The 21,081-nt window shown below is 60.6% G+C and carries 15 protein-coding genes and 1 pseudogene; 4 read left to right on the forward strand and 12 right to left on the reverse strand.

The window, feature by feature from the left end:
- Window positions 1-10 precede the first annotated feature (10 nt).
- The 12 genes and pseudogenes from AB7933_RS15255 to gloB all read right to left on the reverse strand — a co-directional run bounded on the left by AB7933_RS15255 (window position 11) and on the right by gloB (window position 16,548).
- Window positions 11-1,033 carry an ABC transporter permease gene (locus AB7933_RS15255; protein WP_024075093.1) on the reverse strand — a complete coding sequence of 341 codons (1,023 nt, stop codon included), beginning with the start codon at window positions 1,031-1,033 and terminating at the stop codon, window positions 11-13.
- The gene (locus AB7933_RS15260; RefSeq protein ID WP_024075094.1) at window positions 1,033-2,094 is read right to left on the reverse strand and encodes a microcin C ABC transporter permease YejB; all 1,062 of its coding nucleotides are present in this window, start codon (window positions 2,092-2,094) and stop codon (window positions 1,033-1,035) included. The genes AB7933_RS15255 and AB7933_RS15260 overlap by 1 nt, the downstream gene beginning before the upstream one ends.
- Window positions 2,094-3,953, reverse strand: a complete 1,860-nt coding sequence (locus AB7933_RS15265; RefSeq protein ID WP_024075095.1) for an extracellular solute-binding protein — start codon at window positions 3,951-3,953, stop codon at window positions 2,094-2,096. Before AB7933_RS15265 ends, AB7933_RS15260 begins: the two co-directional genes overlap by 1 nt.
- Before the next feature lie 131 nt (window positions 3,954-4,084).
- The gene (locus tag AB7933_RS15270) at window positions 4,085-4,366 is read right to left on the reverse strand and encodes a peptidylprolyl isomerase (RefSeq protein ID WP_024075096.1); all 282 of its coding nucleotides are present in this window, start codon (window positions 4,364-4,366) and stop codon (window positions 4,085-4,087) included.
- 256 nt (window positions 4,367-4,622) lie between these two features.
- Window positions 4,623-5,993: pseudogene (locus AB7933_RS15275) on the reverse strand (IS3 family transposase).
- A 711-nt stretch (window positions 5,994-6,704) separates the two neighbouring features.
- Complete coding sequence (locus tag AB7933_RS15280) at window positions 6,705-8,300, reverse strand: ABC transporter ATP-binding protein (protein ID WP_024075098.1); 1,596 nt, start codon at window positions 8,298-8,300, stop codon at window positions 6,705-6,707.
- A gap of 1 nt (window position 8,301) precedes the next feature.
- Entirely contained in the window at window positions 8,302-9,321 is a 1,020-nt protein-coding gene (locus AB7933_RS15285) for an ABC transporter permease (RefSeq protein ID WP_024075099.1), read from the reverse strand.
- Window position 9,322: 1 nt separating this feature from the next.
- Window positions 9,323-10,399: a microcin C ABC transporter permease YejB gene (locus AB7933_RS15290; protein ID WP_024075100.1), complete on the reverse strand. Its 1,077-nt coding sequence runs from the start codon at window positions 10,397-10,399 to the stop codon at window positions 9,323-9,325.
- Window positions 10,400-12,232, reverse strand: a complete 1,833-nt coding sequence (locus tag AB7933_RS15295) for an extracellular solute-binding protein (protein ID WP_024075101.1) — start codon at window positions 12,230-12,232, stop codon at window positions 10,400-10,402.
- Complete coding sequence (locus AB7933_RS15300; RefSeq protein ID WP_024075102.1) at window positions 12,229-14,058, reverse strand: extracellular solute-binding protein; 1,830 nt, start codon at window positions 14,056-14,058, stop codon at window positions 12,229-12,231. Before AB7933_RS15300 ends, AB7933_RS15295 begins: the two co-directional genes overlap by 4 nt.
- 211 nt (window positions 14,059-14,269) lie before the next feature.
- Window positions 14,270-15,682, reverse strand: a complete 1,413-nt coding sequence (locus tag AB7933_RS15305; RefSeq protein WP_024075103.1) for a lytic transglycosylase domain-containing protein — start codon at window positions 15,680-15,682, stop codon at window positions 14,270-14,272.
- Between the two features lie 98 nt (window positions 15,683-15,780).
- Window positions 15,781-16,548 carry a hydroxyacylglutathione hydrolase gene (gene gloB / locus AB7933_RS15310; protein ID WP_024075104.1) on the reverse strand — a complete coding sequence of 256 codons (768 nt, stop codon included), beginning with the start codon at window positions 16,546-16,548 and terminating at the stop codon, window positions 15,781-15,783.
- Between the two features lie 65 nt (window positions 16,549-16,613).
- Between gloB and AB7933_RS15315 the strand changes: the two genes are divergently transcribed.
- The 4 genes from AB7933_RS15315 (at window position 16,614) to AB7933_RS15330 (ending at window position 21,076) form a co-directional block, all read left to right on the forward strand.
- Window positions 16,614-17,372, forward strand: a complete 759-nt coding sequence (locus tag AB7933_RS15315) for a class I SAM-dependent methyltransferase (protein ID WP_024075105.1) — start codon at window positions 16,614-16,616, stop codon at window positions 17,370-17,372.
- 86 nt (window positions 17,373-17,458) lie between these two features.
- Complete coding sequence (gene rnhA / locus AB7933_RS15320) at window positions 17,459-17,911, forward strand: ribonuclease HI (RefSeq protein WP_024075106.1); 453 nt, start codon at window positions 17,459-17,461, stop codon at window positions 17,909-17,911.
- A gap of 82 nt (window positions 17,912-17,993) precedes the next feature.
- Entirely contained in the window at window positions 17,994-18,728 is a 735-nt protein-coding gene (gene dnaQ, locus AB7933_RS15325) for a DNA polymerase III subunit epsilon (RefSeq protein ID WP_168233117.1), read from the forward strand.
- 92 nt (window positions 18,729-18,820) lie between these two features.
- The gene (locus AB7933_RS15330; protein WP_024075108.1) at window positions 18,821-21,076 is read left to right on the forward strand and encodes an Orn/Lys/Arg decarboxylase N-terminal domain-containing protein; all 2,256 of its coding nucleotides are present in this window, start codon (window positions 18,821-18,823) and stop codon (window positions 21,074-21,076) included.
- Window positions 21,077-21,081: the final 5 nt, after the last annotated feature.

Here is a 21,081-nt window from a genome sequence, read left to right on the forward strand (position 1 = left end):
CTGCAGTCACTCATGAACGGGGGTCGAAGGCATCACGTAATGCCTCGCCGATAAAGACCAGCAGCGACAGGATCAGCGCCAAGGTGAAAAACGCCGTCAAGCCGAGCCACGGCGCTTGCAGGTTCTGCTTGCCCTGGGCGATCAACTCACCCAGCGACGCGCTGCCGGCCGGCATGCCGAAGCCGAGGAAGTCCAGGGCGCTCAAGGTGGAGATCGCCCCGGTCAAGATAAACGGCAGGTAGCTCAGGGTGGCGGTCATCGCGTTGGGCAGGATATGCCGGCGGATGATCTTGCCGTCGCCCAGGCCCAATGCCCGTGCGGCCTTGACGTACTCCAGGTTGCGCCCGCGCAGGAACTCGGCGCGCACCACGTCCACCAGGGCCAGCCAGGAAAACAGCGCCATGATCCCCAGCAGCCACCAGAAATTCGGTTCGACAAAGCCCGACAGGATGATCAGCAGGTACAGCACCGGCAGCCCGGACCAGACTTCGAGGATGCGCTGGCCAAGCAAGTCGACCCAGCCGCCGTAGTAACCCTGCAAGGCGCCGGCGGCGATGCCGATGCTCGCGCTGATCGCCGTGAGCGCCAGGGCAAACAGGATCGACACCCGTGCGCCAAAGATCACCCGAGCCAGCACATCGCGCGATTGATCGTCGGTGCCCAGCCAGTTCACCGCCGAGGGCGGGCTCGGGGCAGGGCGGGTCAGCTCGTAGTTGGGCGTGTCGTCGCTGAACGGGATCGGTGGGAACAGCATCCAGCCGCCGTCCTGCTTGATCAGCTTCTGTACGTAGTCGCTGCGGTAGTCGGCCTGGAACGGCAGTTGGCCACCGAACTGCTGCTCGGTGTAGCGTTTGAACACCGGGAAATACAGCTCGTTTTTGTAGCTGAGCACCAGGGGCTTGTCGTTGGCGATCAACTCGCCGCCCAGGGTCAGGATAAACAGGCCGATGAACAGCCACAGCGACCACCAGCCGCGCCGGTTCTGTTTGAACCGCTCGAAGCGTCGACGGGCCACGGGAGACAGGTTGAGCATCAGGCGTTCCTCGCGGCGAAGTCGATACGCGGGTCCACCAGGGTGTAGCAGAGGTCGCCGATCAGTTTTATCAAGAGACCGAACAGGGTGAAGATGAACAGCGAACCGAACACCACCGGATAGTCGCGGGACACGGCGGCTTCGTAGCTCATGCGCCCGAGCCCGTCGAGGGAAAAGATCACCTCGATCAGCAGCGAGCCGGCAAAGAACACGCTGATAAACGCCTGGGGAATCCCGGAGATCACCAGCAGCATCGCATTGCGAAACACATGGCCGTACAGCACGCGGCGTTCGCTCAGGCCCTTGGCACGGGCGGTGACCACGTACTGGCGTGTGATTTCATTGAGAAACGAGTTCTTGGTCAGGATGGTCAAGGTGGCAAACCCGCCGATCACCAGTGACGTGACCGGCAATACCAGGTGCCAGAAGTAGTCGGCGATCTTGCCCACGGTGCTCAGCTCGTCGAAGTTTTCCGAGACCAGGCCCCGTACCGGGAACCAGTTCAGCGACGTGCCGCCGGCGAAGACCACGATCAGGAACATGGCAAACAGGAACGCCGGCATGGCATAGCCGATGACGATGGCGGTGCTGCTCCACACATCGAAGTTGCTGCCATGGCGCACCGCCTTGCGAATGCCCAGGGGGATCGACACCAGGTAGGTGATCAGCGTGGCCCATAGGCCGAGGGAGATGGTCACCGGCATCTTTTCCAGGATCAGGTCGATCACCGTTGAACCCCGGAAGAAGCTGTTGCCGAAATCCAGCTGGGCGTAGCTCTTGAGCATCAACCACAGGCGTTCCGGGGCTGGCTTGTCGAAGCCGTACTGTTTCTCGATGTCCTTGATCAGTTTCGGGTCCAGGCCACGGCTGGCCCGCGAGCCGCTGCTGAGGCCTTCGCCGGAGGAACCCCCGACGGCACCGCCGCCGATGCCTTGCAGGTGGGCAATGGCCTGTTCCACCGGGCCACCGGGCGCCGCCTGTACGATCACGAAATTCACCAACAGGATGATCACCAGGGTTGGGATGATCAGCAGCAGGCGCCGCACGATATAGGCAAACATCAGCGCGTCCCCCCGCGTTTTTTCAGCTCGGCATTCATCTGTTCATTCGTCAGTGGCGTGGGGCTGATTTCCCACCAGGTTTCCAAGGCCTCGTCGTTCTTGGCCTCGATGGCCGGGCGCCCGAAGCGGTTCCACCACGCGGCAGAGGTGCCGGGCGGGTAGTAGTTGGGAATCCACAGGTAATTCCATTGCAGCACGCGGTCCAGGGCGTGGGCATACGTGAGCATCTGCGCCTGGGTGTCGGCCTTGACCAGGCCCTTGATCAGCGTGTCGACGGCCGGGTCCTTGAGCACCATGTAGTTGTTCGCGCCCGGGTCGAACGCAGCGCTGGAGCCGAAGTAGTTGTACAGCTCCATCCCCGGCGAGGTGGTGACCGGGAAACCGGTGACGATCATGTCGTAGTCGCGGGTCATCAGGCGGTTGACGTACTGCGAGGAGTCGATGCGGCGGATATTCAGGGTGATGCCGATCTGCGCCAGGTTGCGCTTGTAGGGCAGCAACAGGCGTTCCAGGCCGGCCTGGGCATTGAGGAAGGTGAACTCCAGCGGCTCGCCTTCGGCGTTGACCAATTTGTCGCCTTCGGGCTTCCAGCCGGCCTCTTCCAACAGGGCCAGGGCTTGCAATTGCTTGTCGCGGATCATGCCGCTGCCGTCGGTGACCGGCGCCTTGAACACCTGGGTGAACACTTCGTCGGGCACCTGGCCGCGCAGCGGTTCGAGGATTTTCAGTTCTTCCTGGGTGGGCAACTGGCTGGCGGCCAGCGGGCTATTGGAAAAGTAGCTCTGCTGGCGGATGTACAGGTTGCGCATCATCTGCCGGTTGGCCCATTCGAAATCCCAGAGCATCGCCAGGGCCTGGCGCACGCGGCGGTCCTTGAACATCGGTTTCTGCACGTTGAACACATAGCCCTGGGCCGGTTGCGGCATTTCCTTGGCCAGGTGTGCACGTTGCAGGCGCCCGTCATCCAGGGCCGGGCCGTTGTAGCCGATGGAGTAACCGGTGGCGGAGAATTCGCGGTTGAAGTCATAGGCGCCGCCGCGCAATACCTGGCGCGCCACTTCGGTGTCGCCGAAGTATTCCAGGCTCAGGTGATCGAAGTTGTACAGGCCGCGGCTGACGGGCAGGTCCTTGCCCCACCAGTCTGGGTTACGGGTAAAGGTAATGGTGCTGCCCGAGTCGATCTTGCCGACCTTGTACGGGCCGCTGCCCAGTGGCGCTTCGTAGCCGCCGCCATTGGCGAAGTCGCGGGTCTTCCACCAGTGCTCGGGGAACACCGGCAGGGTGGCGATATCCAGGGGCAGGGTGCGGTTTTCATTGCTGGAAAAATCGAAACGCACCTGGCGCTCGCCTTCGACTTCGACATGTTTCACGTCTGCGAACAGGGTGCGAAAGCGCAGGCTGCCCTGGGTCATCAGCAAATCGAAGCTGTAGCGCACGTCTTCGGCGGTGATCGGCTTGCCATCGGCAAAGCGCGCCTTGGGGTTGAGGTAGAAACGCAACGACAGGCCGTCGTCGGCCCGTTCCATCTTTTCGGCCACCAGGCCATAGACCGTGTAGGGCTCGTCGAGGGAGCGCAGGGCCAGGGGCGAATACAGCCAGCCGTCGACCTGGGACACGCCGATACCTTTGTCGATATAGGGCAGCACATGGTCGAAACGCCCGATCTCGATCGCCGAACGCCGCAGGCTGCCGCCCTTGGGTGCGTTGGGGTTGGCGTAGTCGAAATGGGTGAAGCCGGCAGCGTACTTGGCCGGTTCGCCGTACACCGTCAGGTAGGTTTGCGGGGCCGCGATCACGGCCGTGCTGGCCAGCAGCAGGGCCAGGGCGGAGCCAAACAGAGTCGAAAAAGCCAGTCGCATTATCAGCCTTGAGCGCCGGGTGAAGAAGAATAGGGATTTGTACGCTAACGGCCAGGGCATCGCCAGTCATCCCATGCACAACGGCCCACCAAAAAGGCGGGCCGTTGTTTCAAGCATCAGCGCGGACGGGATCAGTCCTGACGGCTGGTCACTTCCAGCAGGTGATAACCGAACTGGGTTTTCACCGGGCCTTGCACGGTGTTGACCGGGGCGCTGAACACGACGGTGTCGAATTCCTTGACCATCTGGCCTGGACCGAACGAACCCAGGTCGCCGCCTTGGCGGCTGGACGGGCAGGTGGAGTTGGCTTTGGCGATTTCTGCGAAATCGGCGCCGCCTTCGATTTGGGCCTTGAGTTCGTTGCACTTGGCTTCAGTGGCAACCAGGATGTGACGGGCGGTGGCTTTGGCCATGGGAGTAACTCCTTGAATAAAAAGGTGAGCGTACCGGATTCAGGTGGTTATTTGTTGGCAAAGTTCCCTTGGGGTGGTGTTCTCTTGGTGGGTGGGTTGGAGGTTTGGGGGCATATCCGTTGCTGCGGTAACGGCCACCTATGGTTCCGCTCTTACAGCGGGTCACTTTTGGCAAACGCAAACGCCCCAAAAGTAACCAAAAGGTCTGTGCCCCACCACTCGGCTGAAGTGCGCCCCAAAGCTGGACAGCTGTTGGTTAGGCTACAGCGGACCGGGTCCTGTACGCTACAGGGCTCAGTCCGCCAAGCTTCACTTTGATTCGCTTATGGTTGTAGTAATGGATGTACTCATCCAGCCCCGCTTGCAACTGCTCCACGCTTTCAAAGCTTTCCGATAGTAGAACTCTGACTTCAGCGTGCCGAAGAAACTCTCCATTGTGGCGTTGTCATGGCAGTTTCCTTTGCGTGACATGCTTTGCTCCAGCCCTGCTTTTTCTAGCCTCTCCCGTACTTTGGATATCGATAGTGCCAGCCTTGATCTGAATGCAGCATTGGCTTGCCGCCTCAGGTAAGCCTTCAATAGCTTTTTCCAGCATCTCGCCCACCAAGGCATATTGGGGACGTATTGCCGTCTGATAGGCCACGATTTCTCCGTTGTACAAGTCCAAAACTGGGGACAAGTACAGCTTTTTGCCGGCCACTTTGAACTCGGTGACATCCGTCACCCATTTCTGATTCGGTTGCTCAGCCTCGAACTGACGAGCCAAGGTGTTGGGCGACACTTCGCCCATCGGCCCTTTATACGACCTGTATTTCTTAGGCCGCACCGTGCATTTCAGACCCAGCTCCCCATCAGTCGTCGTACCGTTTTACCGTTGATCAGCGATCTTTCTTTACGTAGTTCTAGCGTCATCCGACGGTAACCAAAGCGGCCCTTATGCTCGTTTTGGATGGTCTGGATAGAAGCTTTGATCGAGGAAAATCGGTCCGCAACGCCCATCGCCTTGAGTTGGTAGTAGTACGTACTTCGCGCAAGGCTCACTAGCTTGAGCAAGTCACGCAAGGGAAAGTGTTGCTTAAGCTCACTGACTAATCGGGCTTTTTCTTCTGTTCTTTCTCCCGCCTCATCACCGCCTCGCCTAACTCCCCAAGCTTTTTTAGATAAGCGTTCTCCATCCGTAGGTATTGGAGCTCATCAAGTAACGTCTTGTGCTCAGGCTCAGGGCTGGTGAGTGGGGCAGCGGTTTTGCGTGGTTTAGCAGGTGGTTTAGGCATAGCGGTGCTCAGTCCTCTTTTCCCTGACTCCAGGGCTTCAATACCGCCACTGTAATACTGCTGTTGCCATCTGCCCACCTGAGTGGAATCCCCCAAGTTGAAAAGCGCCGCTGCGCGGCGCAAGAAAGGGAGTCATCCCACATGCGCCGTAGAACAGAGAACTTGAACAAGGCACTGTAACGCTGGCCGGTACTGCTCAAGCTGGCCTCACCGTGTAATCGATAAGCCTCGACCCAACGACGAAGCAAGGTGGGGTCCATTTGAAATTGAGCGGCGACCCGGCGAAACCCTCGGCCTCGCTCAAGGAAAGCGGTGATGGCAGATAGCTTGAACTGCGTGGTGTACTTGCTCATGAAAACGCCCCAGAAATTGGATGGGTGTCCAACTTCTGGGGCGCACTTCAGAGTGTCAGCCACTTATTTGTTGACTGACCCGGCGCTATCGGGGGCAAGCCCCTCCCACATTTGGATCTCCACAGGTCAGAGATCTCCATAGGTCAGGTAGACCTCGGCCTGGTTTTGCTCTGTCTTTTGCTGTCTTGGCGCCGACCGGAGTTGTGCCTGGTGTACTCGGTTAAGTGTGGGAGGGGGCTTGCCCGCGATGAGGGAGTGTCAGTCACTTATTTGTTGACTGACCCGGCGCTATCGGGGGCAAGCCCCTCCCACATTTGGATCTGCATAGGTCAGAGATCTCCATGGGGCAGGTAGACCTCATTCTGCTTTTGCTCTGGCTTTTGATCTTGATCTTGATCTTAGGCGCCCGTTAAACCACGCTGGCCGAACGAAGGCTTGAATCCGTGGGTAACCCGGCAGGACGCCGGGTTAGCCGTCCTGGGCCAGGGATGGCCCATGACGGCGGCCCACGGATTCAAGCCTTCGTTCGGGCATGCCGAGCCTAGGCGAGGCACCGAGTGGTGGGGCAGGAGCCCTTTTGGTTACTTTTGGGGCTCTTTCCAAAAGTGACCCGCCGTAAGGGCGGAACCGCCAGCCGCCGTTACCGCAGCAACGGATATGTACACCAACCCGCCAGTAACCATTACCACAGCAACCGCAATCCCCCCCCGGTCAAACCAAAAACGCCGCCTCCAAAAGCTGCCGCGTATAAGCATGCTGCGGCTCAGCAAAAATCGCCGACGCCTCCCCCTGTTCCACCACCTGCCCATGCTTGACCACCATCAACTGATGGCTCAGCGCTTTCACCACCGCCAAGTCATGGCTGATAAACAGATACGTGAGGTTGTACTTGGCCTGCAAACTACGCAACAACTCCACCACCTGCCGCTGCACCGTTCGGTCCAGTGCCGACGTCGGCTCATCCAGCAAAATCAGGCGTGGCTTGAGCACCAATGCGCGGGCGATGGCGATGCGTTGACGCTGGCCCCCCGAGAATTCATGGGGATACCGATGCCGAGAGTCCGGGTCCAACCCGACTTCCTTGAGCGCCGCGATAATCGCCGCCTCCTGCTCCGCAGGCGTGCCCATCTTGTGGATGCGCAAGCCTTCGCCGACGATCTCGCTGACGCACATGCGCGGGCTCAGGCTGCCGAATGGGTCCTGGAACACCACCTGCATTTCCCGGCGCAATGGGCGCACTTGCTGTTGGCTGAGCCTGTCCAGTTGCTGGCCTTCGAAGCGAATCCCGCCTTTGCTGGCGATCAAGCGCAGAATCGCCAGGCCCAGGGTGGATTTGCCCGAGCCGCTTTCGCCGACGATGCCCAGGGTCTGGCCCTGGGGCAGGCTGAAGTTGATGCCGTCCACCGCCTTGACGTAATCGACGGTGTTGCGCAAAAAGCCTTTCTTGATCGGGAACCACACCTTGAGGTCGTCGACCTCCAGCAAGGGTGGCCCGATCGCCGTGCTGGCCGGTCCGCCGCTGGGTTCGGCGGCGAGCAGTTCCTGGGTGTAGGGGTGCTGGGGCGATTGGAACAGCGTCTCGCAATCGGCCTGCTCGACAATACAACCCTGCTGCATCACACACACGCGATGGGCGATGCGCCGCACCAGGTTCAAGTCGTGGCTGATCAGCAGCAAGGCCATGCCCAGCCGTGCCTGCAACTCCTTGAGCAGTTCAAGGATCTTCAGCTGCACCGTGACGTCGAGGGCCGTGGTCGGCTCGTCCGCAATCAACAACTCCGGTTCATTGGCCAGGGCCATGGCGATCATCACCCGTTGGCGCTGGCCGCCGGAGAGTTCATGGGGCAGGGCCTTGAGGCGCTTGTGCGGCTCGGGGATGCCCACCAGTTCGAGCAGTTCCAGGGTGCGTCGGGTGGCGACCTTGCCGGTCAGCCCCTTGTGCAGGCCGAGCACTTCGTTGATCTGTTTCTCGATGCAATGCAGGGGGTTGAGCGAGGTCATCGGCTCCTGGAAGATCATCGCGATACGGTTACCGCGAATGTGCCGGATGGTTTTTTCCTTGAGGGTCAGCAGGTCCTGGTCGGAATACTTGATGGTGCCGGACGGATGCCGTGCCAGCGGGTAGGGCAGCAGGCGCAGGATCGAGTGGGCGGTCACCGATTTGCCGGAACCGCTTTCGCCGACCAGCGCCAGGGTCTCGCCGCGCTTGATATCGAAGCTGACGTTGTTGACCACGCGGTGGTGATGCTCGCCCGTGACGAACTCGACGGAGAGGTCGCGGATTTCGATCAGATTGTCCTGATTCATCTCATTTCCTCGGGTCGAAGGCATCGCGAGCGGACTCGCCGATAAACACCAGCAAACTCAGCATGATTGCCAGCACGGCAAACGCACTCATGCCCAGCCACGGTGCCTGCAGGTTGGACTTGCCCTGGGCCACCAGTTCCCCCAGGGACGGCGAACCGGCCGGCAGGCCGAACCCGAGGAAGTCCAGGGCGGTGAGGGTGCCGATGGCGCCGGTGAGGATGAACGGCATGAAGGTCATGGTCGAGACCATGGCATTGGGCAGGATATGGCGGAACATGATCGCGCCATTCTGCATGCCCAGGGCTCGGGCCGCGCGTACGTATTCGAGGTTGCGCCCACGCAGGAACTCGGCGCGTACCACGTCCACCAGGCTCATCCAGGAGAACAGCAGCATGATCCCCAACAGCCACCAGAAGTTCGGCTGCACGAAGCTGGCGAGGATGATCAGCAGGTACAGCACCGGCAAGCCGGACCAGATCTCCAGGAAGCGTTGCCCGGCCAGGTCGACCCAGCCGCCATAGAAGCCCTGCAGGGCCCCGGCGATCACGCCGATGATCGAGCTGAGCACGGTGAGGGTCAGGGCGAACAGCACCGACACGCGGAAGCCGTAGATCACCCGCGCCAGCACGTCGCGGCCCTGGTCATCGGTGCCCAGCAGGTTCATCGACGAGGGGGGCGCGGGGGCGGGGACTTTCAGGTCGTAGTTGATGCTCTGGTAACTGAAGGGGATTGGCGCCCACAGTGTCCAGGCGTCCTTGGTCTTGAGCAGTTCCTGGATATAGGGGCTCTTGTAGTTGGCCTCCAGGGGGAATTCACCGCCGAAGGTGGTTTCCGGGTAGCGCTTGAGTGCCGGGAAGTACCAGTCGCCGTCGTAATGGACCGCCAGCGGTTTGTCGTTGGCGATCAACTCGGCGCCCAGGCTCAACACGAACAGGATCAGGAACAGCCACAGCGACCACCAGCCACGTTTATTGGCCTTGAACCGCTCGAACCGGCGGCGATTGAGGGGGGATAGGTTCATCTCAATGCTCCCGGCTGGCGAAGTCGATGCGCGGATCGACCAGGGTGTAGGTGAGGTCGCCGATCAGTTTCACCACCAGCCCGAGCAGGGTGAAGATAAACAGCGTGCCGAAGACCACCGGGTAATCGCGATTGATCGCCGCTTCAAAACTCATCAGGCCCAGGCCGTCGAGGGAGAAGATCACTTCCACCAGCAAGGAGCCGGTGAAGAAAATCCCGATAAACGCCGACGGGAAGCCGGCGATCACCAGCAGCATGGCGTTACGGAACACGTGGCCATAGAGCACACGGTGGTTGGTCAGCCCCTTGGCCTTGGCGGTGACCACGTACTGTTTGTTGATTTCGTCGAGGAAACTGTTCTTGGTCAGCAGGGTCATGGTGGCGAAGTTGCCGATCACCAGGGCGGTAATCGGCAATGCCAGGTGCCAGAAATAATCGAGGATCTTGCCGCCCCAGCTCAGTTCGTCAAAGTTGTTGGAGGTCAGCCCGCGCAAGGGGAACCAGTCGAAGTAACTGCCGCCGGCAAACACTACGATCAGCAGGATCGCAAACAGGAACGCCGGGATCGCGTAGCCGACGATGATGGCCGAGCTGGTCCACACGTCGAAGTGGCTGCCATGGCGCGTGGCCTTGGCGATCCCCAGGGGGATCGACACCAGGTACATGATCAGCGTGCTCCACAACCCGAGGGAGATGGACACCGGCATTTTTTCCTTGATCAGGTCGATGACCTTGGCGTCACGGAAGAAACTGTCGCCAAAGTCCAGCCGGGCGTAGTTCTTGACCATGATCCACAAGCGTTCCGGCGCCGACTTGTCGAAGCCGTACATCTTTTCGATTTCCTTGATCAGCGCCGGGTCCAGGCCCTGGGCGCCGCGGTAGCTGCTGGAGCCGGCAACCGACACCTCCGCACCACCGCCGGCAATGCGGCTGGTAGCGCCTTCAAAGCCTTCGAGCTTGGCGATCATCTGCTCCACCGGGCCGCCTGGGGCGGCCTGGATAATGATGAAGTTGATCAGCAGGATCCCGAACAGCGTGGGGATAATCAGCAACAGGCGGCGAACAATGTAGGCCAGCATTTAATCGCCTCCGCTCGCCGGATCGGCGCTCGTATTCAGGGGGATCGCAGGTTTTTTGTCGGGTTTGGCCCACCAGGTCGAGGTGCCGACGTCATAGCGCGGCGAGACTTTCGGGTGGCCAAGATGGTCCCAGTACGCCACGCGGAAGGTCTTGATGTGCCAATTGGGGATCACGTAGTAGCCGAACTGGAGCACGCGATCCAACGCCTTGGCGTGGGCGATCAGGCTTTTGCGCGAGTCGGCGTCGATCAACTCTTCCACCAGTTGGTCGACAGCCGGGTCCTTGAGCCCCATGTAGTTGCGGCTGCCGGGCTTGTCGGCGCTGGAGGATTTCCAGAATTCGCGCTGTTCGTTGCCAGGTGAAGTGGACTGCGGAAAGCTGCCCACCAGCATGTCGAAATCCCGCGAGCGGATACGGTTGACGAACTGGGAGACGTCGACCCGGCGGATCACCAGGTCGATGCCCAGGTCTGCCAGGTTGCGCTTGAACGGCAGCAGGATACGCTCGAATTCAGTCTGGGCCAGCAGGAACTCGATGGTCACCGGTTTGCCCGTGGTGTCGACCATCTTGTCGTCGACGATACGCCAGCCGGCCTCCTGCAACAGTTGGTAAGCCTCGCGCTGTTGGGCGCGGATCATGCCGCTGCCGTCGGTTTTGGGCGGTTCGAACGCCTGGGTGAAGACTTCGGCCGGGATCTTGCCGCGCAGCGGTTCGAGGATCGCCAGTTCGTCCGGGCCGGGCAAGCCGGTGGCCGCCATTTCCGAGTTTTCGAAGTAGCTGCGGGTACGGGTGTAAGCCCCATTGAACAGCTGTTTGTTGCTCCACTCGAAGTCCAGCAACAGGCTGATGGCCTTGCGTACGCGCACGTCCTGGAACATGGGCTTGCGCGTGTTGAACACGAAGCCCTGCATGCCGGTGGGGTTGCCGTTGGGGATTTCTTCCTTGATCAACCGACCCTCGGCCACTGCGGGAATGTTGTAGGCGTTGGCCCAGTTCTTCGCGCTGAACTCCAGCCAGTAGTCGAACTGCCCGGCCTTCAACGCTTCCAGGGATACCGTGCTGTCGCGGTAATAGTCGGTGATGCGGTTATCGAAGTTGTAGAAGCCTTTGGTGACCGGCAGGTCCTTGGCCCAGTAGTCCTTGACCCGCTCATAGCGAATCATGCGCCCGGCCTTGACCTCTGCCACCTTGTACGGCCCGCTGCCCAGCGGAATTTCCAGGTTGCCCTTGGTGAAGTCGCGGGTCGCCCACCAATGTTTGGGCAATACCGGCAATTGGCCGAGGATCAGCGGCAATTCGCGGTTGTTGGTGCGCTTGAACTTGAACAGCACGCGCAGTGGGTCTTCGGCGACCACTTCGTCGACATCGGCGTAGTAGGTGCGGTAGAGCGGCGAGCCGTCTTTTATCAGGGCCTGGAAGGTGAACACCACGTCTTCGGCGCGGATCGGGTGGCCATCGTGGAAGCGCGCTTCCGGGCGCAGGTAGAAACGTACCCAGCTGTTGTCCGGGGCCTTCTCGATCTTGCCGGCCACCAGGCCGTATTCGGTGATGGGCTCATCCAGGCTTTGCATGGCCAGGGTGTCGTAGATCAGCGGCAGGTTGTCCGCTGGCACGCCCTTGCTGATGTAGGGGTTGAGGCTGTCGAAACCGCCCATCGCGGACTCACGGAAAGTACCGCCCTTGGGCGCATCCGGGTTGACGTAGTCGAAGTGCTTGAAGTCGGCGGGGTATTTGGGTGGTTCGTTGTAGAGGGTCAGCGCATGTTGCGGGGCGGCATTGGCCGCAGTGCACAGCAACAGGCTGCCGAGCAGTGCAGTACGCAAAGACATCATTGGGCTTTCTCCGAAGCTTTCAGCCACCACGCGCTCAGGCCCAGGGTATAGGGCGGCGTGGTGACAAAGGCGAACCGGTTGCGGTACGCCAAGCGATGATAGTTGAGGTACCAGTTGGGAATGCTGTAGTGCTGCCAGAGCAGGACCCGGTCCAGGGCCCGGCCGGCGGCCAGTTGTTCTTCGCGGGTCTGCGCGGCCAGCAGTTGTTCCAGCAGATGGTCGACCACCGGGTTGGCGATGCCTGCGTAGTTCTTGCTGCCCTTGATCGTCGCCTGGCTGGAGTGGAAGTACTGCCACTGTTCGAGGCCGGGGCTGAGGGTCTGGTTGAGGGTGATCAGGATCATGTCGAAGTCGAACTGATCGAGGCGTTGCTTGTATTGCGCTCGGTCAACCGTGCGCAGGCGTGCATCGATGCCGACACTGATCAGGTTCTCGACATAGGGCTGCAGGATGCGCTCCAGGTTCGGGTTGACCAGCAGGATTTCAAAGCGCAGCGGTTGGCCATCCTTATTGAGCAACCGTTGGCCGGACAGCTTCCAGCCGGCTTCGCCGAGCAGGGCCAGGGCACGGCGCAGGGTCTCGCGCGGGATCCCGCGACCATCGGTCTGGGGCAGGCTGAACGGTTGGGTCAACAGGTTGGCTGGCAACTGGTCGCGGTAGGGCGAGAGCATCAGCCATTCATGCCCGACCGGAACGCCGGTGGCCGAGAATTCGCTGTTGGGGTAGTAACTCAAGGTGCGTTTGTAGGCACTGCTGAACAACGTTCGGTTGGTCCATTCGAAGTCGAACATCAGCCCCAGGGCTTCGCGCACCTTGGTCTGGCTGAAGGTCTGGCGCCGGGTGTTCATGAACAGGCCCTGGCTTTGGGTCGGGATCTGGTGGGCGATCTGCGCCTTGATCACGTCGCCGCGGTTGACAGCCGGGAAGTTGTAGCCATTCGCCCAGTTCTTGGCCTGGTGTTCGATATAGATATCGAACTCGCCGGCCTTGAACGCTTCGAAGGCCACGTCACTGTCGCGGTAGAACTCGACTTCGACCTTGTCGAAGTTATAGAAGCCCTGGTTGACCGGCAGGTCCTTGCCCCAGTAGTCCTTGACCCGCTCGAACACCAGTTGCCGCCCGGGGGTGACCTTGCTGATGCGGTACGGCCCGCTGCCCAGCGGTGGCTCGAAAGTGGTGGCCTTGAAATCCCGATTTTTCCAGTAGTGCTGGGGCAGCACCGGTAACTCGCCCAGGCGCAGGATCAGCAATGGGTTGCCGGCGCGCTTGAACACGAAGCGGATGCGGTGACGATTGAGGATGTCGACCCGCGCCACTTCCTGCAGGTTGGTGCGGTACTGCGGGTGGCCTTCGGTCAGCAGGGTGCGATAGGAAAACGCCACGTCATAGGCAGTGATTGGCTTGCCATCGTGGAAGCGTGCCTGGGGGCGCAGGTTGAACACCACCCAACTGCGGTCCTCGCTGTACTCCACCGATTGGGCAATCAGGCCGTAGCTGGAGGTGGGCTCATCGCCGGAGGGCGCGTATTGGCCAGTGCCGACCATCAATGGCTCGTTCAGCTCATTGACGCCGTATTGCAGGAAGTTGGGCGTGGAGACCGGGCTTGAGCCCTTGAAGGTGTAGGGGTTGAGGGTATCGAACGTACCAAAAGCCATGACCCGCAACGTCCCGCCTTTCGGCGCTGCGGGGTTTACCCAATCGAAGTGGGTGAATTTGGCTGGGTACTTGAGCGTGCCGAACTGCGTGTAACCGTGACTCTCGGTAATCGTCGCATTCGCAGCAAAGCTCAAGGCCAGACTTATTAGTAGAAGGAGGGGTCGCTTCAAGTCAGAGATCCGATCCAGGCGGCTTGGGCTTTAAGCTCGGTACAGTAACAGCTTGTTCCGGTTGGAAAAAGCCGGTTGGAAACACTGGAGAACCAATGTGGGAGGGGGCTTGCCTCCGATATCGGTGGATCAGCCAATGAATCTGGTGGCTGACACACTGCTATCGGGGGCAAGCCCCCTCCCACATTGGTTCTACAGTGTTCTTGAGGTATCAGCGCGGCCCGGAAACCACCAGCATCTGCCCCGGCTTCAGCGCCTGGCCAGTGCGTGGGTTCCAGCGCTTGAGATGTTGCATCTCGACGTTGAAGCGCTTGGCGACGATGTACAGCGAGTCGCCTTTCTTGACCTTGTATTGCACGGGCTTCTTGCTGTCGGCCTTGGCCACCAGCTTGCGGGTGTCCTGCATCACCAGGGTCTGGCCGACCTTGAGCTGCTGGCCATTGAGCTTGTTCCAGCGTTGCAGGTCGTGCACGTCGACCTTGTTGGCCTTGGCGATCAGCGTCAGGTTGTCACCCGTGCGTACCTTGTAGGTGCGGGTACGGCCGGCCACCCGTGTGCTCTCGACTTCGTCGAACACCTGCTTCTTAGGACGCATCGCCAGCAATTCTTCCGGCTTCATCGTCGAAAGCGTGCTGGTGAGCAATTGTGCCTTCGAACTGGGTACCAGCAGATGCTGCGGGCCATCCAGGGTGGTGCGTTGCTTGAGCGCCGGGTTGAGCTGGAACAGTTCGTCTTCGTCGATCTCGGCCAGTGCCGCGACCCGGGACAGGTCCATGCTTTGCTTGACCTCAACCACTTCGAAATACGGCGTGTTGGCGATCGGGTTCAGGTTGACGCCGTAGGCCTCCGGGGCCAGCACCACCTGGGACAGCGCCAGGAACTTGGGCACGTAGTCCTTGGTTTCCTGGGGCAGGGGCAGGTTCCAGTAGTCCGTCGGCAAACCGAGCTTTTCGTTGCGCTCGATGGCCCGGCTTACCGTGCCTTCGCCGGCGTTATACGCCGCCAGGGCCAGCAGCCAGTCGCCGTTGAACATGTCATGCAGGCGCGTCAGGTAGTCCAGGGCGGCGGTGGTGGAGGCGGTGATGTCGCGGCGGCCGTCGTAGGCGCGGGTCTGGCGCAGGTTGAAGTAGCGCCCGGTGGAGGGAATGAACTGCCACAAGCCAACCGCATCGCTGCGCGAATAGGCCATTGGGTTGTAGGCACTTTCAATCACTGGCAGCAACGCCAGTTCCAGGGGCATGTTGCGTTCTTCAAGGCGTTCGACGATGTAGTGAATGTAGAGACTGCCGCGTTCGCCGGCGTTCTCCAGGAAGGAAGGGTTGCTCGCGAACCACAGGCGTTGCTGTTCGATGCGCGGGTTGACGCCCAGGCCTTCCTGCAATTGAAAGCCCCGGCGCATGCGCTCCCAGACATCCTGGGGGGCTTCGGGGCTGGGCTTCTCTGAAAGCCAGATAGGTTTTTGCTTGATCTTGGCAGCAAGATTCGGTTTGGGTTGCACGGTGGATTGTGCAGCGAAATTTGTCGATTGGCAGCCCGCCAGAGTTGCGGAGACAGCCACCGCCACGGCTTGAGCCAGGCGGGTCAATGCGTCTGAATGGTTGGATTTACGAGTAGATGACGACATTGGCTGGAAGTAAGTTCCGGGCAAAAATGTCGGGCGATTCTAGAAAGCGCTTTGGTTCCGGTCAACCATTCAGAAATTACGTATCAGATTGCGTTGGCTTAGAACTTATCTTTCCATGCCCTCAAGCTAGCAAATACCTCGGCCCCAGAGCGGTTGTCGCGGCCATTCCGTTCGTCCGCTTTTTGTTTAACGGATGTTTCAGAGGTGCGCAGGAAGGGGTTGGTACGCTTTTCCAGGGCCAGGTTGGAAGGCAGTGTGATCTCGCCACGGGCGCGCAGTTGGTTGACGCTTTCCACCCGTTCGGCGATATCGCGGTTGTGCGGTTCCACGGCCTGGGCAAACTTAAGGTTGCTTTGTGTGTATTCGTGGGTGCAGTACACCAACGTGTCGGCGGGCAGGGCCGCCAGGCGTTCAAGCGAGGCATGCATCTGCTCGGGTGTGCCTTCGAACAGGCGGCCGCAGCCGGCGGCGAACAGGGTATCGCCACACAGCAGCACGCCCGGGTGATAAAACGCGATGTGCCCCAGGGTATGGCCAGGCACGGCATACACGTCGAAATCCCAGCCCAGTACGCTGATGCGGTCGTTATCGTGCAGGTCGACGTCCCGCGCCGGGATCTGCTCGTTGGCCGGGCCATAGACCTTGGCGCCGGTCACACGTTTGATCTGCTCCACGCCGCCGACATGATCATGGTGATGGTGGGTGACCAGGATATCGCTGAGGTGCCACTCGGGGTTCTGCTTGAGCCAGGCCAGTACGGGAGCGGCATCGCCGGGGTCGACCACGGCGCAACGGTGGGTATGGGGGTCCTGCAACAGCCAGATGTAGTTGTCGGTGAAGGCGGGTAGGGCACTGATCTGTATCATTCTTTGATTCGCCAAGCTGAACACATTGGTGCATCTTAGAACGTCTAGGCGAGTTGGAGAATGCAATGACTGATAAAGCGTTCGCCCAGGCCGATCCTGAATGGCTGGCCCTGATCAGCGCAGCCCGGGAGTGGCTGTCGGGTCCGATCGGGCAATTTTTGCTGGACGAGGAACGGCGCATGCTCGAAGACGAGCTGGGTCGGTTCTTTGGTGGTTACCTGGTGCATTACGGTCCTTCGGCCCAGACGCCGCCTGCGGCGCCGCAGGTGCAACGCAATGTACGCCTGGGGGCGCCGTTGCCGGGGGTGGAGATTGTCTGCGAGGAACAGGCCTGGCCGTTGAGCGAACACGCCGCCGATGTGGTGGTGTTGCAGCATGGCCTGGATTTCTGCCTGTCGCCCCACGGCCTGCTGCGTGAAGCCGCCAGCGCCGTGCGTCCAGGCGGCCATTTGCTGATTATCGGGATCAACCCCTGGAGCAGCTGGGGCCTGCGGCATGTATTCGCCCATGACGGGCTGCGGCAGGCACGCTGTATCTCGCCGTCACGGGTGGGTGACTGGCTGAACCTGCTGGGCTTTGCGCTGGAGAAACGCCGCTTCGGGTGCTATCGTCCGCCGCTGGCGTCGACCAAGTGGCAGGGCCGCCTGGCCGGCTGGGAACGTCGGGCGGGTGCCTGGCAATTGTCGGGTGGCGGCTTCTATTTATTGGTGGCGCGCAAGATCGTGGTGGGGCTGCGCCCGGTACGCCAGGTGCTACGCCAGCCCATGGGCAAGCTGGTGCCGATGCCGATGGCCAAGGTCAATCGCAAGCAAAGCGAACCGTAAAACTCTTTTTTGATTTCAGGCCGGGTCACTCGGCCTCGGGATACTGTCGGCCGATGGCCGGCAGCCCGTCTTGATGGATGCAACCGATGACCGATAGCGTAGAACTCTTCACCGATGGCGCCTGCAAGGGCAACCCCGGTCCCGGTGGCTGGGGCGCCTTGCTGGTGTGCAAGGGCGTGGAGAAGGAACTGTGGGGCGGCGAAGCCAACACCACCAATAACCGCATGGAGCTGATGGGCGCCATCCGTGGGCTGGAAGAACTCAAGCGTCGTTGCGACGTGCTGCTGGTGACCGACTCGCAATACGTGATGAAGGGCATCAACGAATGGATGGTCAACTGGAAGAAGCGTGGCTGGAAGACCGCCGCCAAGGAGCCGGTGAAAAATGCCGACCTCTGGCAATTGCTGGATGAGCAATGCAATCGCCATAACATTACCTGGAAATGGGTGCGTGGGCACGTCGGCCATCATGGCAACGAACGCGCCGACCAACTGGCCAACCGTGGTGTCGATGAAGTGCGCGGCTACAAGCAGAGCTGAGGCTGGCTGACGTGTTAACATCGCCCACGTTGACTCACACCACACTGCATACCACACCGTTGAGAGCTGAACCCTGATGGCCATCCGATCTGTTGTACTCGATACCGAAACCACCGGCATGCCGGTGACCGACGGCCACCGGATCATTGAAATCGGCTGTGTCGAACTCATGGGTCGTCGCCTCACCGGTCGCCACTTCCATGTGTACCTGCAACCGGACCGGGAAAGTGACGAAGGCGCGATTGGCGTCCACGGCATCACCGATGAATTCCTCAAGGGCAAGCCGCGTTTCGCCGAAGTGGCCGATGAATTCTTCGAGTTCATCAACGGCGCACAGCTGATCATCCATAACGCGGCGTTCGACATCGGCTTCATCAATAACGAATTTGCCCTGATGGGGCAGACGGACCGTGCGGATATTTCCCGGCATTGCACGATCCTCGACACCTTGATGATGGCCCGTGAGCGTCATCCTGGGCAGCGCAACAGCCTCGATGCCTTGTGCAAACGCTATGGCGTCGACAACTCCGGCCGTGAACTGCACGGCGCCTTGCTCGACTCCGAGATTCTCGCCGACGTTTACCTGACCATGACCGGCGGGCAGACCAGCCTGTCCCTGGCCGGCAACGCCTCCGATGGTGCCGGTTCGGCGGAAGGCTCGGGCAACCGCCCTTCGGAAATCCGCCGTCTGCCGGCCGATCGCAAGCCAACCCCAATCATCCGCGCCAGCGAGCAGGACCTGGCCGAGCACGCGGCGCGGCTGGAAGCGATTGCAAAGTCGGCGGGTGCGCCGGCGTTGTGGACCCAGCTGATGTAGGCGCGGGCTTGCTCGCTCCCGCACAGGACGTTCGCAAGATCGTCCCCGAGCTTCTACCCTTGAGTGCATAGCCCTCAGGACTACAAGCCCTCATGTATAAAGACCTGAAGTTTCCCGTCCTTATCGTGCACCGCGACATCAAGGCCGACACCGTTGCCGGTGACCGGGTTCGAGGCATCGCCAGAGAGTTGGAACAAGAGGGGTTCAGTATCTTTTCCGCGGTGGACTACGCCGAAGGCCGGCTGGTGGCGTCTACCCATCACGGCCTGGCATGCATGCTGATTGCTGCCGAAGGCGCTGGGGAAAATACCCACTTGCTGCAAAACATGGTCGAGCTGATCCGCCTGGCGCGGGTGAGGGCGCCCAACCTGCCGATCTTTGCCCTGGGCGAGCAAGTCACCCTGGAAAATGCACCGGCCGATGCGATGAGTGAGCTCAATCAACTGCGCGGCATCCTTTACCTGTTTGAAGACACCGTGCCGTTTCTCGCCCGTCAGGTCGCGCGCGCGGCGCGTACTTACCTTGATGGCCTGTTGCCGCCGTTCTTCAAAGCCCTGGTGCAGCACACCGCCGACTCCAATTACTCCTGGCACACGCCAGGCCATGGCGGCGGCGTGGCCTATCGCAAGAGCCCGGTAGGGCAGGCGTTCCATCAGTTCTTTGGGGAAAACACCCTGCGTTCGGACCTTTCTGTCTCGGTGCCGGAGCTGGGTTCGCTGCTGGATCACACCGGGCCCTTGGCCGAAGCCGAAGCCCGCGCCGCGCGCAACTTTGGCGCCGATCACACGTTCTTCGTGATTAACGGCACGTCGACCGCCAACAAGATCGTCTGGCATTCGATGGTCGGTCGCGATGACCTGGTGCTGGTGGATCGCAACTGCCACAAGTCGGTGTTGCATTCGATCATCATGACCGGTGCCATCCCCCTATACCTGTGCCCGGAGCGCAACGAACTGGGCATCATCGGCCCGATCCCCCTCAGCGAATTCAGCCCCGCGTCGATCCGCGCCAAGATCGACGCCAGCCCGCTGACCCGTGGCCGCCCAGCGAAAGTGAAGCTGGCTGTGGTCACCAACTCCACCTACGACGGCCTGTGCTACAACGCCGAGCTGATCAAGCAGCAATTGGGCGGGAGTGTCGAGGTGCTGCACTTTGACGAAGCCTGGTACGCCTACGCGGCGTTTCACGAGTTTTTCGCCGGGCGCTACGGCATGGGCACTTCGCGAACCCCCGACAGCCCGCTGGTGTTTACCACTCACTCCACGCACAAATTGCTGGCGGCGTTCAGCCAGGCCTCGATGATTCATGTGCAGGACGGCGGCGCCCGGCAGTTGGACCGCGACCGTTTCAATGAAGCGTTCATGATGCATATCTCCACTTCGCCGCAGTACAGCATCATCGCCTCGCTGGACGTGGCGTCGGCGATGATGGAGGGGCCCGCAGGGCGCTCGCTGTTGCAGGAAATGTTTGACGAGGCCCTGAGCTTTCGCCGTGCCCTGGCCAACCTGCGCCAGCATATTGCTGCCGAGGACTGGTGGTTTTCCATCTGGCAGCCGCCCTCGGTAGCGGGTATCGATCGCGTCGCCACGGCGGATTGGCTGTTGCAGCCTGAGGATGATTGGCACGGCTTTGGTGACGTGGCTGAAGATTACGTATTGCTGGACCCGATCAAAGTGACGTTGGTCATGCCCGGCCTCAACGCCGGTGGCGCGTTGAGCGACTGCGGGATCCCGGCAGCCGTGGTCAGCAAGTTTCTCTGGGAGCGTGGGCTGGTGGTGGAGAAGACCGGTTTGTATTCGTTCCTGGTCCTGTTTTCCATGGGCATCACCAAAGGCAAATGGAGTACCTTGCTCACCGAATTGTTGGAGTTCAAGCGCAGCTACGACGCCAACATCAGCCTGGCCAGTTGCCTGCCCTCGGTGTTTGCCCAAGGCCCCGCCCGTTATCAAGGCCTGGGTTTGCGCGACCTGTGCGATCAATTGCACGCCTGTTACCGTAGCAATGCCACTGCCAGGCACCTCAAGAGGATGTACACGGTGTTGCCGGAAATCGCGATGAAACCGGCCGACGCCTACGACCAATTGGTGAAGGGGGAAGTGGAGGCGGTTTCCATTGATGCCTTGCCAGGGCGCATCGCAGCCGTGATGCTGGTGCCTTATCCGCCGGGTATTCCATTGATTATGCCGGGCGAGCGTTTTACCGAATCGACGCGATCGATCATCGACTACCTGGCGTTTGCCCGGACATTTGATAGCAGTTTCCCTGGGTTTGTCGCGGATGTTCATGGATTGCAACACGAAGATGACGGCAACGGCCGTTGTTACACCGTCGATTGCATCAAGGGTTAAGGATG

Origin of the sequence: Pseudomonas gorinensis, from assembly GCF_042015035.1 — a bacterium.
In the GTDB taxonomy this organism is placed as follows: domain Bacteria; phylum Pseudomonadota; class Gammaproteobacteria; order Pseudomonadales; family Pseudomonadaceae; genus Aquipseudomonas; species Aquipseudomonas gorinensis.

Coding starts and splice junctions, on each gene's coding strand:
- AB7933_RS15255 (WP_024075093.1), bottom strand. CDS start 1,033: ATGCTCAACCTGTCTCCCGTGGCCCGTCGACGCTTCGAGCGGTTCAAA.
- AB7933_RS15260 (WP_024075094.1), bottom strand. CDS start 2,094: ATGTTTGCCTATATCGTGCGGCGCCTGCTGCTGATCATCCCAACCCTG.
- AB7933_RS15265 (WP_024075095.1), bottom strand. CDS start 3,953: ATGCGACTGGCTTTTTCGACTCTGTTTGGCTCCGCCCTGGCCCTGCTG.
- AB7933_RS15270 (WP_024075096.1), bottom strand. CDS start 4,366: ATGGCCAAAGCCACCGCCCGTCACATCCTGGTTGCCACTGAAGCCAAG.
- AB7933_RS15280 (WP_024075098.1), bottom strand. CDS start 8,300: ATGAATCAGGACAATCTGATCGAAATCCGCGACCTCTCCGTCGAGTTC.
- AB7933_RS15285 (WP_024075099.1), bottom strand. CDS start 9,321: ATGAACCTATCCCCCCTCAATCGCCGCCGGTTCGAGCGGTTCAAGGCC.
- AB7933_RS15290 (WP_024075100.1), bottom strand. CDS start 10,399: ATGCTGGCCTACATTGTTCGCCGCCTGTTGCTGATTATCCCCACGCTG.
- AB7933_RS15295 (WP_024075101.1), bottom strand. CDS start 12,232: ATGATGTCTTTGCGTACTGCACTGCTCGGCAGCCTGTTGCTGTGCACT.
- AB7933_RS15305 (WP_024075103.1), bottom strand. CDS start 15,682: ATGTCGTCATCTACTCGTAAATCCAACCATTCAGACGCATTGACCCGC.
- gloB (WP_024075104.1), bottom strand. CDS start 16,548: ATGATACAGATCAGTGCCCTACCCGCCTTCACCGACAACTACATCTGG.
- AB7933_RS15315 (WP_024075105.1), top strand. CDS start 16,614: ATGACTGATAAAGCGTTCGCCCAGGCCGATCCTGAATGGCTGGCCCTG.
- rnhA (WP_024075106.1), top strand. CDS start 17,459: ATGACCGATAGCGTAGAACTCTTCACCGATGGCGCCTGCAAGGGCAAC.
- AB7933_RS15330 (WP_024075108.1), top strand. CDS start 18,821: ATGTATAAAGACCTGAAGTTTCCCGTCCTTATCGTGCACCGCGACATC.